Origin of the sequence: Blautia difficilis (assembly GCF_014297245.1) — a bacterium.
Classification (GTDB): domain Bacteria; phylum Bacillota; class Clostridia; order Lachnospirales; family Lachnospiraceae; genus Blautia_A; species Blautia_A difficilis.
In genome coordinates, this window is the sequence record NZ_JACOQG010000002.1 from 221,723 (window position 1) to 236,401 (window position 14,679).

The following is a 14,679-nucleotide window of genomic DNA, read 5'->3' on the forward strand; positions in this document are numbered from 1 at the left end:
GTTATTTTGGAAAGGAGAACGTTATGCAGAATATTGCGGGAAATCTGGTGGAAATGTTATCAAGAATCGCTTTTCCCAAGGTAGGCATAATCGACATTATTCAGATTGCACTGATCGCTTTTTTTGTATATCAGTTCATGGTATGGATAAAATATACCCATGCTTATACCCTGCTGAAAGGAATTCTGGTAGTTCTCCTGTTTATCCTTGTTGCTTATATCTTCAAGATGAATACCATTTTGTGGATTTTTTCCAATCTGGCCAGCACTTTGATCGTAGGTGTGATCGTTATATTCCAGCCTGAGCTTCGTAAGGTTCTGGAGCAGCTGGGACAGAAGAAGATTATGTCCGCCCTCATTCCCTTTGATGCGGGAAAGGAGGTTAAGGAGAGGTTTACAGATAAGACAATCAGTGAACTGGTGAAGGCATGCTTTGATATGGGAGAAGTAAAGACAGGGGCATTGATTGTGATTGAGCAGGAGGAAAAGCTGACAGATTATATCCGTACAGGGATTAATGTAGATGCAATCCTGACCAGCCAGCTTCTGATCAATATTTTTGAACACAATACTCCGCTTCATGACGGAGCTGTGATCGTGAGAGAGAACCGAATTGTGGCAGCAACCTGTTACCTGCCTCTTTCAGATAATATGGAACTGAGCAAACAGCTGGGAACACGGCACAGGGCAGGTGTTGGAATCAGTGAACAGACAGATTCCGTGACGATTATTGTATCGGAGGAGACAGGACAGGTATCTGTGGCCCAGAACGGAAGACTGATCCGGGGAGTAAACAGTGCCAAACTCAGAGAGATCCTGGTAAGGGCTCAGAATAAACAGGTTGTAGACAACAGCAAGCTTCGGCATTTACTGAAAGGAAGAATGAAGCATGAAGAAGAGAAAACTCACTGATAATCTTTCTTTGAAGATCATGTCTGTGGCAATCGCAATTGTTGTATGGCTGATTGTGGTGAATATCGATAATCCTGTTGGCACCAATTATTATACGATCACAGATGTGGAGCTGATTAATAAAGAATATGTAGAATCTTCAGATACCATCGGTAAAATGTGTATGCCGGAAGAAAATCAGGATTCTGTAAAGGTTGCCATCACTGCAAGTAAAAAAGTCAGGGACAGGATCAGACTGTCAGATATTACGGCTGTGGCAGATTTGCAGCAGGCGGTAAGTCTGGATACAGATCCGGTAATGGTTCCGATCACAGTCACCTGCTTGGCATCCGGAGTGCTGCCAAGTGATATTAAGGTTACACCTCAGAATCTTACGGTTAATTTGGATGAAAAAGAAACCCAGGAATTTGTGGTGAATGTGAGTAAGGGAGACACAAAGCCGGGAAAGGATTATGAGGTGGGAAGCCTGACTGCCAGTCCGGAGAAAATAAGAATTACAGGTCCCAAAACCCTGGTGAATAAAATAGATAAGGTAAATGCTACTATTGCCTTGGATGGCAATACAGAGGACTATACCCAGGAAGTAAATCTTACGATCTATGATAAGAATCAGGAGGCGCTTTCTGAATCGGAGATGAATTCTCTGAGAATTGAGAATAATGCCAAGGTTGTTGTTACTGCCAAGCTCTGGAAAATCCGCACAGGAGTTAAAATTGCAGCAGGATATGTAGGAACACCTGCTGGCGGATACCAGGTTGGATCTGTGAAGACTGTGCCGGATACGATCAGCGTTGCAGGAAATACAGAGGGTCTGGAGAGTTTGTCTGAAAATGATAATATGATTACTATTCCGGCAGATCGTATTGATATTTCAGGTGAATCCAAGGATGTGGAGAGAAAAATCAGTCTGAAGAATCTCCTTCCGGATAATGTGAAGCTTACCAGTGATTCCAGTGAAGATGTGTGGGTAACGGTGAGTATTCTTCCGGTTGGAAGCCAGGAATTTAATTTGCCGACCAAGAATATAGAGGTTAAGAATAAACCGGATAATCTTCAGGTAACATTTGAAACTGCACAGATTGCCCTCAGAATCAAATCAGAATCGGAGGATTTGGAAGATCTGAATATTAATGAGGATGTTAAGGCTGAAATAGATTTGAAAGATAAGGAGGCCGGAAACTATAAGGTTCCTGTGAAACTGAGTCTTCCGGATGGATATGAAATGGTGGAGGATGTCTATACAGAGGTTGTGATCTCGCCCGCCTCCGTTTCGGATGAGAGCAAGTGATAAGAGGTAAAGAGAATGGTCAGTAAGAAAGTAACAATTAAGAATCCCACGGGTCTTCATCTGAGACCTGCAGGAATCCTCTGCAATGAGGCGATAAAATATCAGTCTAAGGTAACCTTTGGTTACTGTGGAGGAACTGCCAATGCGAAGAGTGTACTCAGTGTATTGGGTGCCTGTATAAAATGTGGGGATGAAATAGAACTTATATGTGAGGGAATTGATGAGCAGGAGGCTCTGGACGGTCTGACAGGTGCAATTGATGACGGACTGGGAGAATAAAGCTGTGGATTCCGGATATAGGGAAATATAAGAAGGAGGATGTTATTGTGAAGAAAAGATTGGTTGCAGTGATGTTGGGACTGACGTTAAGTCTGGCTACTGTGGGAGAAGCAGGAGCAGCGGCATTCAGTTCACCGGATGGCGAGATGGTTCAGGCAGAAATGGAAGAAACAGAAAATGTTGATGTGTTTTCTGCAGGCGATGGGGATGAACAGGATGCTCAGACAGATGACACTGACCACATACAGGATGAGTTCAGTTCTGATGCGGAGGATGAGTTATCTACTGGAACAGCCGGAACTGTTGTGGCAGATGGTTCTCTGGAGGCCGGGGCAGCAGTGGTTGTCCAGGCTGAAGACTGGGTTCAGGAAAACGGACATTTTAAATTACACAAAACAGTGACTTCACCGGCAGCAGAAGAGGAAAACCAGGTATCTGCTGAGTTTGGGACAGATGCAGCAGAAGAGGTTTATGCGCAGCCGGAAGCGGAGGATGAGACAGATTCCCCTGAAATAGTTGAGGAAGCTTCCGTACAGCCGGATGCTTCAGAGACAGAGGTACAGCAGAATGAGCTTTCATCGGAGAGCTTTTATACAGCAGCTGATGGTCTTGTGGAAATCAGCACGGAGTACAAAGGGGAATTACATACAGGATGTTACCTTTTTGATGAAAATGGTTATATGGTGACCGGACAGGCTGAGGTAAATCCGGAAACAGCAGCTGTTACCACAGAAGGGGAAGAAGAGGACAGCGCAGAAGCTGTAGTTGGTGCAGCAGAAGCCTCTGAGGATACTGTACAGTATTATTTTACTACAGCAGAGGAAGCAGTTGTATATCCGGGCTGTGAAAATGAGGCTATAACTCCCTATGCTTCTACAGTAGGACAGCAGAAGAAAGCGACCTGGCAGTGGGACGGCAGCGTATTCCGTTATTTTGATGCGAATGGTGTACAGGAAACCATTGAACAGTTGGAAAAGAAACAGAAGGAAGCCGGAACATACACTGGTTACTTTAAGATCAATGGTGAATATTACTGTCTGGATGAAAGCGGAAAACCGCGGACAGGAGATATCACATTGACTGTAAACGGGGTTTCCAATCAGTATTATTTTGAAGAGAACAGTACAATTCCGGGACGGATGTTCCATGAAGGCTGGAGACAGGTGATTGACAGCAAAGGGGAACGTTGGCTCTATTACAGCATGGGTGCTGATATTAAAGATATCGGTAAATATTATAAGCGTGGTGTAACTGCTACAAGACTGGACAAAAATATCAAAGGAGATTCCACTTATCTGCTGGATGCCAATGGCTATATCCTGAAAAGCACCATGAAAAAAGCTGCCAATGGAGCTTATTATGCAACAGATAAAAACGGTGTGATCTACAGAGATACACTGGTAAGATACAATAATTATAGATATTATTTTGCAGCCAATGGTAAGAGAGTTTCCTGGAAAAACAGATGGAACCGTGTGGGAAATCATTATTATTATTTCGGAAAAACTCCGGGCAGAGTAGAAGAGAAGCACGGATGGCAGAAGATCACAAGGACAAATGGTCAGTATGTGGGATGGTTTTACTTTGATTCCAAGGGAAACCATTATACAGATAAGCTGACTTCAGCAGGGCTATATTTTACCCCAAGCGGAAAACTGGCCAGCGGTCTTACAAAAATGAACGGAAAAATGTATCTGTTTGAGGTTTCCAATGCACAGGTCCACAAGGGAACTATGTACAAAAATACCATGGTGCGTTACAAGAATAACTGGTATATTGCATCTTCCACCGGCGGTCTGTATACAGACAGATGGAAAAAGTATAATGGATCCTGGTATTATCTGAAAAATTACAAAGTACAGACCAATCAGTTCATGAAGAAGAACGGTGTCAACGGATATCTGGATGCTACCGGAAAATACACTACAGGATGGGTAATTGTAAGTAATGCACAGAATCTGGTGAAATACATTGATCCAAATGGAAATGGATTTGCAAAAAATACCAGCCTGAGAGTAAATGGTGTACTTTACTACTTTGATAAAAATGGATACAGAATTTCAGATGTGACCAGTATGTACAGAAGAAGTTCTTATTTCCTGGAAGTTGACAGGGTTAATGGTGTTATGACTGTTTATACGGATTCTTCCAAGACAATACCGATCAAGACAATCCGCGTATCCGTAGGCTTGCCGGGAACACCTACCTGGACGGGAACCTACAGACTTAGCCGTAGTGCTGTATGGCAGCCATTGATGGGACCATCCTGGGGACAGTACGGAACTCATGTAGATGGATGCGGACAGGGAGGAATCTTTATTCATTCTATTGCCTGCGGTCAGCCTAACCGTTATAATCTTCCGGTTGGAGAGTACTTGAAGCTTGGACAGCCGGCATCCCATGGTTGTATCCGTGCATGTGTTGCTGATGCAAAATGGGTATATGAAAACTGCAATGGTTCTGTTATCCACATTATGGATGGAAAGTACAAAGCAGATGACGTCTTTAAGGGACCGCTTGGAAAGAAACCAATTACTCCTCTGAGAGGGGCAGGAAATTTTGATCCTACAGATCCTGCAGCATAATAAACATATAATGAACAAAAGAAAAGCGTTTCGGGTCGATGAATCCCGATGCGCTTTTTGTTCTTTTAATTGAATGAAGTAAGTAAGTCTCCTGCTCAGTTGTAACTGTTGTCTTGCAAGATAAGAGGGGAACGTGTATAATATTCTTAACAAAAATGTAACAAACATATCGAACAAAAACAGGATACAAATGAACAGGAGAAAAAGTATGAGAAAAGCGAATGATGTGAAAAAGGGACTGCTGGCAGGATTGCTGGCGGTATCTATATGTATGGCATTTCCATTGCATTCTGCGAAGGCCAATCCTCATTATGACAGGCGAAGCACCGTGGCTGAGGAAGAACTGGAATGTGTACCCTCAGCAGGGGCTTCAGAGAAAACTGAAAAAAAGGTATCTCCCAAAGCATGGAAAAAAATAAACGGAGTCTGTTATAATGGCAGCGGCGTGGCGATACCGGGAGCTATTACATGGGGAATGGATGTTTCTGAATGGCAGGGGAAAATAAACTGGACAAAGGTTAAGAACGCAGGGATTGATTTCGCACTTGTGAGAATTTCTTATGGTTTGACATATATGGATAAAACCTATGATTATAATATGACCCAGGCAGAGCTAGCAGGTGTTCCTGTGGGAACCTATGTGTTCAGTACTGCGACCAATACAGAAACAGCCCTGAAGGAGGCCAAACTTGCTATTTCAAAAATGGATGGTTATAAAGTTTCTTATCCGGTGGTTTATGATTTGGAATATAGTGGGATGCAGAAGCTTTCTTCTACAGAGATATCCAGACTGGCGCTGACTTTTTGCAATGAGGTGCGGAAGGCAGGATATTACCCCATGGTGTACTGTAATACATACTGGCATGATACTTATGTGGACTGGAGTCTTTTACCCGGTGTGGATGTGTGGATTGCCAGCTACGGGGATAAGATTCAGGCTCCGGATGCAGACCGCTATTCCTATACAATATGGCAGGCTACAGACGGAAATACTGCATCTGGACTGAACTCTACCAAAGGGCTGATTCCTGGGATTCCGTCAGAGAATGATGTAGATGTGGATTTTGGATATGTAGATTACACCAGAAAGATTACACCCAGATGGAAGGCAGATTCCAATTATACACCTTCTGTAAAGCCGGATCAGGACGGAGACAGTGTACAGGAACCTGTCAAGAATGGCTGGATAGAGGAGGATGGCGCGCTCTGCTATTATATTGAAGGAGTGAAAGCCACAGGCTGGAAGACAATAGAGGGAAAAACCTATTATTTTTCGGAAAACGGTGCTGCAGCCAAGGGAATGAAAAAGATTGACGGTAAATATTACTGGTTTCATGCCAAAAAGGGATGGATGTATAAAAACCGCCGGGTAACCAGGACAAACGGGGACATCTATTTCTTTGACAAGGATGGTGTCAGGTACCAGAATGGTATGTACAGAGTAAAAGAAAATGGTGTGTATCATACCTATTATTTCCAGAAAAATGGAAAAGCATATAAAGGTTGGTTGACATATCAGGGTAAAAAGTATTATTTTTATAAAGGCAGTGCTAAGCTTTCAGGGACCCGGGCAGAAAATATTACTCTGACCAGTGCCAGAAAGATAGTATCTGTATTTGACAAAGCTGGTATATGTATCAGACAGTATAAGAAAAAATAAATGAAAAGAAGGATGAAAATGAAAAAGACGAAGAAAATAATAGGCATCGTTTTAGCAGCAGCAGTGGGAATTTCAAGCTTGTCTGCCGGAGCATCCGTATATGCAGATAGTGAAACAACATCAGTACAGAAGCATGTAGTAGTATTGGATCCGGGACATGGGGGCGGAGAGTCAGGTGCCAGTGCTGTATATAACGGTAAGGTATACCGAGAAGAGGAGATCAACTGGAAGATTGCCAATTACACGATGCAGGCATTGAGTAAAGAGAACAATATTGAGGTTTATCTTACCAAATCCAAAAATGAAACAAAGGGACTCAGTGAGAGAGTGATGATTGCAAAGCAGTATCATGCAGATCTGCTGGTAAGTCAGCATATTAATGATTCCGAGAGCCCTTCGCCTAATGGTGCATCTGTAATGATCTCCAAGGGAACTTACAGACCAAAGCTGGCTGCACAGGAAAAGCTGTTTGGCAGTTATGTGGTGGAAGAACTGAAAAAACTGGGGCTTCGTATCCGCTTTCCGGAAACAAAGGGAATGGAATACCGGATGAGCGAAAGCGGAAGCAAATATCCTAATGGAAAACCACGGGATTATTATGGGATTGTTGCACAGAGTGTGGAGGCAAATATTCCGGGGGTGATCATTGAGCATGCATTTATCAGTAATCGGTCAGATGTTACCAGATTCCTGAGCTCCAATGCCAAATTGAAGAAGATCGGTCAGGCAGATGCCAATGCGATCGTCCGATATTGTAAACAGCTGCCTGATAAAGTTATTACGGAAACACCAACTCCTACACCGACTCCCGTACCCTCTGAACCGGAGAAGCTTTGGAAAGAGAAGAACGGAGACTACTATTATTATATAAAGGGAAAAGTGCAGAAGAACAAGATCCTTAATCTGGAAGATGGCATTTATTATGTAGATAAAACCGGAAAACGGCAGTATGGCTGGCAGACCGTGAAGGAAAAAACTTATTATTTCCAGAAAGACGGAAAGGCACAGCTTGGATGGCTGGAGCTGGATGGAAGCTGGTATTATTTTAATACGAAATCCGGTTTTATGTATAAAAATATTATGTTGATTTCTCCGGACTCTTCCAAGAGATATATTTTTGATAAAAATGGAAAGAGATGCAGTGGATGGTGTACCTATAAAAAGAACCGCTATTATATAGATAAGCAGGGATATGCGCATACAGGATGGCTGCGTCTGAATGGAAAATGGTACTATTTTAACAGAAAGACGGCCTACATGTACAGGAATATGACTGTGAAATCTGCTTCAGGAAAGAAGTACATCTTCGATTCCAAGGGAGTCTGCACAAACAGAAAATAACAGATTGGATATTACAAATATAAAAAGTGCCATGGGAACAAGAGTCCCAGGCACTTTTTTTGTAAAGTGGAAAATTTCCATAGACTGGCAGCTTTTTCGGATATACAGGCTTCGGGCTATAGGGTATAGATCAGAATGCCCGTAATGATGATCAGATTTCCCAGAATTTTGCCTTTGGTGATTTTTTCCTTCAGAATCAGTCTGGAAAGGAGAAGGACAAATACATAGGCTGCAGTATCGATCACAGGTCCATAACGCATTTCAACTTTTGTATAGCACCAGGTATTTAAAAGAAGGATGAGGAAAAACATCCCATAGGAAAGGATTACCCGGAAATTCAGATATTCTCTGATTTTGTTTTCGTATTTTATGTTTGAACTTTGCTTTAAAAGTATCTGGGAAACAGCAGTGAAAAAGGTGCCGCCCAGCATGATCAGGATAAAGGTTTTATTCATATCTTTGCACCATCCAGACTCCAAATAAAACGACCAGAAGACCTATGATATTTCTCACAGACAGACTTTCGTGAAAAATAAAAACAGCCCAGATCTGGGACCACAAAAGGTATACACTTTTGTTGGCATAGGCAGTGGACAGGGAAAATTTCTTAATTACCTGCTGCCAGGCAATGGCATATACTCCACAGTTTGCGATCATTAAAAATAAAAAGACATAAAGCATAGGCGAGCGCAGCCCATGACGGTTATATTGAATGGAAGCAAATTTGGAAAATACACTGGTCAGTGAAAAAAGCAGAATATTCAGATGCAGCTGTATATAATCTTTGATCTTTGACATAATTCCTCCAAAATTAAAAATTCGCAGATATTCCTTGCTCTCGGAGTGAACACTAACATAAAAATACAGGGAAGTCAAGTTTATAGAACCGAAAACTTGAACGTTACTGTTCACTCCGTTCACAGTAACGTAGCCAAAATTCATTCCAGATTGCCTGCGGCAATGAAATTTTGGCTTGTATGTCTCGGGATTTTGGCATATTCATGCCAAAACACCTCGCGGGATAGTGGTGTGTGAACAGTAACACTTGAACGCAGATCGCGAAGCAGATTGTGAATGTCCGCTTTACAAGAAATGTCGAAAATGGTATGATAAAAAAGATTGTAATATTTTAAGAAAGAAAGGGAAGACATATGAGCTTATATTCAGTGGTTGTTCCTGTATATAATTCTGAACATACGCTGGAGGAACTTTATCATCGTCTGGAAAGGGTATTTCGGGAGACTTTGAAGGAGGATTTTGAGCTGATTCTGGTAGATGATGGATCAAAGGATCGCTCCTATGAGATAATGGAGAAACTGCGAAGCAGGGATCACAGAGTGAAAATCATACAGATGGCGAGAAATTTTGGTCAGCATCCGGCGCTTTTATGCGGTTTTGCCCATGTAAAGGGAGATTTTGTAGTGACTATGGATGATGATCTCCAGCATCAGCCGGAAGAGTTGCCGAAGATGGTGCGGGTTATGGAAGAACGCCCGGATGTGGATGTAATTATAGCCAGCTATGAGGGAAGAAAACACGGACCGATCCGAAAGCTAGGTACAAAGGTGTCTGTGTGGGCTACCTCCAAAATGCTGGGGAAGGATCCCAATCTGCAGATTACCAGCTATCGACTGATCCGTCGTTTCCTGGTGGATGCCATGCTTCGGACAAATACTTATCTGCCTCAGATTGGTAATCTTCTGGTACTCAGCTCTAACCGGATCATTAATGTTCCGGTGCAGCATGCAGACAGAGCTTATGGAAAGAGCGGATACTCCTTCAAACGGCTGGTAAAGGATCTGATCTATGATATTACAGCTCATTCAGCTTTTCCGCTTTTAATGGTAAGAAATATAGGAATTATCAGCTTTCTGGTGAGCATGGTCATGGCTGTGTATTATCTTGTGAGATATTTTACCATGGGTATTTCTGTAGAGGGCTGGACTTCTCAGATGCTTGTGATGCTGGCGTTTTTCGGACTGGTGCTTTTGTCCATCGGAATTATGGGGATTTATTTGATGAATATTTTAAATGAAGCAAAAAAAATGCCTCATTATGTGATACGCCGGGAGGATACAGAGGAAAAATGAAAAAGGAGATCGGTGGATATTTTCAGCTGGAAGAGCTGCAGGGGACAGAATATTATCCTGATCTGTACAGAGTAAATTTAGGCAGGACGGCTCTTTTGTGGCTTTTACAGACAAAGGGATACAAAAAGATTATTTTACCTGTTTTTCTGTGTGCATCTGTCACAGAAACCTGTGAGGAAAATCATATTCAGATAGAATTTTATCACCTGGATGAGAATCTGAATGTGAAATATCCCAGGAAAAAACTGGACGAAGATGAGGTTCTTTATCTGGTGAATTATTATGGACAGCTTACAGATGAGCAGATCCTGGAGTATAGCAGGATATACGGGAATATCATTGTAGACCATACCCATGCCTTTTTTCAGAAACCTCTTCCGGGAATTGATACTCTGTATTCCTGCAGAAAATTCTGGGGTGTCAGTGATGGTGCATATTTGTCTACAGATGCCGGATTCACAGGGGAAATCCCGCAGGATTATTCAGCGGACAGGATGAAACATATTTTGGGACGCTATGAGCGGGATGCAGGTACTTATTACAAGGACATGCTGAAAAATGCTGCAGGTTATGAGCATATGGAAATCCGCAGAATGTCGGCTCTTACCAGAAACCTGCTAAAAGGTATCGATTATGAGAAGGCTGCCAAAAAGCGGGAAGAGAATTATGAGATACTGGCGGGGCTTCTGGGATCAGACAGTGTGTTTAACCGGGTTATCCCAAAGGCTCCCTTTGTTTATCCGTATTTTCACGTGAATGGATCTGAACTCAGAAAACGTCTTGCAGAACATAAGATATTTGTGCCTGTTTATTGGAAAAATGTGATGGAGACCTGCGACAGGGACAGTCTGGAATATCACTGGGCAGCAGATATCCTGCCCTTACCCTGCGATCAGCGTTATGGGCCTGAAGAGATGGAATATATGGCAGCAGTTGTAAAGGAATGTGAGGAAATAAAATGAGACACAAAGTATTGATTCTGGGGTCTCTGGGAGAATTCACAGAGCTGGTACAGATGGCAGGAAAAAAGGGATATGAGACGGTGGTGTGTGATGGTTATCCGGATGGACCTGCAAGAAAATATGCGGACAGATCTTATGTGATCCCAGTGACGGAGATCGACAGGATTGCCGTTCTCTGCAGGGAAGAACAGGTAGATGGAATTATCACTTCTTTTTCAGATCTGCTTTTGGAGTGTATGGTGAAAATTGCGGACAAGGCAGGACTGCCCTGTTATCTGAAACCAGAGCAGCTGCCCTGGTACAGGGATAAATCTGCATGTCGGCTGCTCCTGGAAAAACTGGGACTTCCTTCTCCGGGATATAAAAAAATATCTGTAGATTTTTTAAGAGAGAAAACAGAGACAGAACTGGCTGCGACAGTGGGAGAACTTACTTATCCACTGATCTGTAAACCGCTGGATAAATACGGATCCAGAGGTATCTTTATTATCCATAATCCGAAAGAAATCCGCCAAAAAGCTTTGCAGACTGCAGAATACACCAGTTGCGAGGAAATTCTTATAGAAGAATATAATGATGGCTATGAATTTAATATGATGACCTGGGTGACTGGGCAGAAAGTACAGGTGATCAGCATTGCAGACAGAGAAAAAACAGAAATGGAAGAGGGGATGCTGCCTCTCAGCACCCGAAATGTATATCCCTCCTGCCTGCTGCCCCAGGTGGAAGAGGAGGCACTTGGCATTCTGCAGGAATATATCCGTCATACTGGTCAGAAGGATGGTGCATTATCCATGCAGTTTTTCTGGAAACCGGGAAAAGGTATCCAGGTATGCGAGATTGCCGGACGTTTCTTTGGATATGAGCATGAGCTGACAGAAATTGTCTATGGCTTTTCCATAGAAGAACTCCTTCTTAACTGGCTGTATGAAAAGGAAAAAATCTTGCAGATGTTTCAGACACATGATATCCACAAACCTCTGAGACAAGGTGCTGTCATTTATTTCCAGGGAAGGAATCTGGAGATTGCTGACCAGAGTGCTGCCAGAGAACTGGCAAAAAGGGAGGGAGTAATCAAGGACTGGATTTTTTATCAGGATGGTGAGCATGTAGTAGAATATGGCCCTAATCCTTATCTGGCTTTGTACTATACTGCCAGGAACAGCAGGAAGGAACTGGATGCTTTGACAGAAAGCTTTTACCGTGAAATGAGTATCCGGGATCCCCAGGGCAGAGAAATTGTGTATCAGAATAAAATTCCGGAATACAGGAGCGCACAGGAATCTGAAAGTAAAGATTGAATTTCTTATGTGAGTATGAGAAAATGTGTGAAGACTGAAAAACTGAAATAGAAAAAGGAATACAGATGATAGATTTTAACAGACCTGCTTTGACAGGAAAGGAATTTGATTACATACGGGACGCAGCGCAGCGTGGAAAGCTATGCGGTGATGGAGAATATACAAAGAGATGCAGCAGATGGATGGAAGAGAATTTTCATGTAAAACATGTGATGCTTACCACATCCTGTACACATGCCCTGGAAATGGCAGCATATCTTTCAGATATCCAGCCTGGAGATGAGGTGATCATGCCCTCTTATACCTTCGTTTCCACTGCAGATGCTTTTGTTTTACGGGGAGCCAGGATTGTATTTGTGGATATCCGTCCGGATACCATGAATATAGATGAAAATCTGATCGAAGCTGCGATTACGGAGAAAACCAGGGCAATCGTGCCGGTCCATTATGCAGGAGTTGCCTGTGAGATGGATAAAATTATGGAGATCGCAAAAAAATATAATCTGAAGGTGATTGAAGATGCTGCCCAGGGAGTAGATGCATGCTATAAAGGAAAGGCTCTGGGTACCATTGGAGATTTTGGATGTTACAGCTTTCATGAGACCAAGAATTATACTATGGGAGAGGGCGGTGCGCTCCTGTTTCAGGATGACAGATATCAGGAGCGGGCTGAAATTCTCAGAGAAAAGGGAACAGACAGAAGTAAGTTTTTCCGAGGACAGGTAGATAAATACAGATGGATGGATTTTGGATCCTCATATCTGCCCAGTGAATTGAATGCTGCATATCTTTACGCGCAGTTGGAGGCGAGAGACAGGATTTTTCATAAAAGAATGGAAATATATAATTATTATAATGAAAATCTGGCACCATTGGCTGCGGAAGGCAAGGTTGAACAGCCATATGTTCCGGCTGAGTGCAGCCACAATGCGCACATGTATTATCTTAAGGTGCGCAATATGGACGTAAGGACACAGCTGTTGGAGTATCTCAGGGAAAAGGGAATCTACAGTGTATTTCATTATATTCCCCTTCATTCTTCCCCGGCAGGCATGAAATTCGGCCGATTTTCAGGGGAAGATGTGTACACGACCAGAGAGAGCGAGAGACTTCTGAGACTTCCCATGTTTTATAATCTGGATATGGAGTCTGTGAAATATGTCACAGATACAGTTCTGGCTTTTAAAGGATTTTGAGAGGCTGTATGATGAAAAAATGGAAACATTTATTTAAGGCAGCAGTAATTTCTGCTGTTATTGCAATGACTGCCGTGCAGGTATGCTCTGCTGCAGAAGCTGGTGTGCAGAATGGGGCAGCTGCAGAAGTGTCGGTTCTGACAAATGAGATCCCGGGATGGCCCCCAGGACCTGGTATTACATCGGAAACAGGTGTGCTGATGGATGCAGACAGTGGAGTTCTTCTGTATAACAAGGGTGGGGATGAGATCAGATATCCTGCCAGTATTACAAAGATCATGACTTTGCTGCTTGCAGTGGAAAACTCTTCTCTGACAGAAGATGTAGTCTTTACAGAGACCGGAACAAGGGATATCAGCCAGGATTCCGGAAATATCGGAATGCAGGTTGGAGAAGTGCTTAGTATGGAATCCTGCCTTTATGCACTGGTGATCCGCTCCGCCAATGAGGTAGCAGCACAGATAGCAGAGCATGTAGGGGGCACAGAACAGAACTTCATAGACATGATGAACCAACGTGCTGCAGAAATCGGATGTACAAATACTCATTTTGTGAATGCCAGTGGCCTTCCGGATGAAAATCATTATTCTACTGCACATGATATGGCACTGATCATGAGGGAAGGACTTAAAAATAAGAAATTCCGTAAAATAATCGGTGCTACCGATTATGTGATCGAACCTACAAATAAAAACAGTGAATCAAGAGTACTGCATACTCATCATCCTATGCTTGCTCCTGAGAGTGGATATTATTATAAGGGATGTATTGGCGGAAAGACCGGATATACCAGTGCTGCCGGAAATACTCTTGTGACAGCAGCCCGGAGAAATGGAACAACTTATATTACAGTTACCATGAAAGCAGCAGATCTTGCCATTGCAAGCAGTGATTCTACTGCAATGTTCAACTACGGATATCAAAATTTTCAAAAGATGCAGGCAGATGGTGGAGAGATACTGATTCCCAACGGTGTGACTGTGGATAATCTGACAGTCAGGGAAGGAACATTGGACGGAAATCCAGTGAACCAGTATTTTTTCGGTGATTATATGGTTGGAAGTGT

12 protein-coding genes and 1 pseudogene are annotated in these 14,679 nt (G+C 42.8%); 11 read left to right on the plus strand and 2 right to left on the minus strand.

Annotated elements, in window-relative coordinates; translation table 11 throughout:
- Positions 1–23: 23 nt before the first annotated feature.
- From cdaA to H8Z82_RS02675, 6 genes are all read left to right on the plus strand, one after another.
- On the plus strand, positions 24–911 hold the full coding sequence (gene cdaA / locus H8Z82_RS02650) for a diadenylate cyclase CdaA (RefSeq protein ID WP_019160727.1): 888 nt from the start codon (positions 24–26) through the stop codon (positions 909–911).
- Positions 889–2,199, plus strand: a complete 1,311-nt coding sequence (locus tag H8Z82_RS02655; RefSeq protein ID WP_173742791.1) for a CdaR family protein — start codon at positions 889–891, stop codon at positions 2,197–2,199. Before cdaA ends, H8Z82_RS02655 begins: the two co-directional genes overlap by 23 nt.
- A 15-nt stretch (positions 2,200–2,214) precedes the next feature.
- Positions 2,215–2,478 carry an HPr family phosphocarrier protein gene (locus H8Z82_RS02660; RefSeq protein ID WP_019160729.1) on the plus strand — a complete coding sequence of 88 codons (264 nt, stop codon included), beginning with the start codon at positions 2,215–2,217 and terminating at the stop codon, positions 2,476–2,478.
- 47 nt (positions 2,479–2,525) lie between these two features.
- The gene (locus H8Z82_RS02665) at positions 2,526–5,063 is read left to right on the plus strand and encodes a L,D-transpeptidase family protein (RefSeq protein WP_186994139.1); all 2,538 of its coding nucleotides are present in this window, start codon (positions 2,526–2,528) and stop codon (positions 5,061–5,063) included.
- Between the two features lie 208 nt (positions 5,064–5,271).
- A complete protein-coding gene (locus tag H8Z82_RS17540) occupies positions 5,272–6,723 on the plus strand; it encodes a glycoside hydrolase family 25 protein (protein WP_186994140.1) in 1,452 nt (483 codons plus the stop codon).
- Positions 6,724–6,741: 18 nt separating this feature from the next.
- The gene (locus tag H8Z82_RS02675) at positions 6,742–8,064 is read left to right on the plus strand and encodes an N-acetylmuramoyl-L-alanine amidase (RefSeq protein ID WP_186994141.1); all 1,323 of its coding nucleotides are present in this window, start codon (positions 6,742–6,744) and stop codon (positions 8,062–8,064) included.
- A 116-nt stretch (positions 8,065–8,180) separates the two neighbouring features.
- On the opposite strand, the gene H8Z82_RS02680 is transcribed toward H8Z82_RS02675, so the two are convergent.
- Both H8Z82_RS02680 and H8Z82_RS02685 read right to left on the minus strand, forming a co-directional pair.
- A complete protein-coding gene (locus H8Z82_RS02680) occupies positions 8,181–8,519 on the minus strand; it encodes an EamA family transporter (RefSeq protein ID WP_173742787.1) in 339 nt (112 codons plus the stop codon).
- A complete protein-coding gene (locus H8Z82_RS02685; protein ID WP_186994142.1) occupies positions 8,512–8,862 on the minus strand; it encodes an EamA-like transporter family protein in 351 nt (116 codons plus the stop codon). The genes H8Z82_RS02680 and H8Z82_RS02685 overlap by 8 nt, the downstream gene beginning before the upstream one ends.
- 353 nt (positions 8,863–9,215) lie before the next feature.
- Between H8Z82_RS02685 and H8Z82_RS02690 the strand changes: the two genes are divergently transcribed.
- The 5 genes and pseudogenes from H8Z82_RS02690 to H8Z82_RS17870 form a co-directional block, all read left to right on the plus strand.
- Entirely contained in the window at positions 9,216–10,154 is a 939-nt protein-coding gene (locus H8Z82_RS02690) for a glycosyltransferase family 2 protein (protein WP_186994143.1), read from the plus strand.
- The gene (locus tag H8Z82_RS02695; protein WP_186994144.1) at positions 10,151–11,116 is read left to right on the plus strand and encodes a hypothetical protein; all 966 of its coding nucleotides are present in this window, start codon (positions 10,151–10,153) and stop codon (positions 11,114–11,116) included. Before H8Z82_RS02690 ends, H8Z82_RS02695 begins: the two co-directional genes overlap by 4 nt.
- Positions 11,113–12,417: an ATP-grasp domain-containing protein gene (locus tag H8Z82_RS02700; protein WP_186994145.1), complete on the plus strand. Its 1,305-nt coding sequence runs from the start codon at positions 11,113–11,115 to the stop codon at positions 12,415–12,417. Before H8Z82_RS02695 ends, H8Z82_RS02700 begins: the two co-directional genes overlap by 4 nt.
- 65 nt (positions 12,418–12,482) lie before the next feature.
- On the plus strand, positions 12,483–13,613 hold the full coding sequence (gene rffA, locus H8Z82_RS02705; RefSeq protein ID WP_186994146.1) for a dTDP-4-amino-4,6-dideoxygalactose transaminase: 1,131 nt from the start codon (positions 12,483–12,485) through the stop codon (positions 13,611–13,613).
- Between the two features lie 65 nt (positions 13,614–13,678).
- Positions 13,679–14,467 (plus strand): annotated as a pseudogene (locus H8Z82_RS17870) (D-alanyl-D-alanine carboxypeptidase family protein); the annotation flags it as partial.
- Positions 14,468–14,679: the final 212 nt, after the last annotated feature.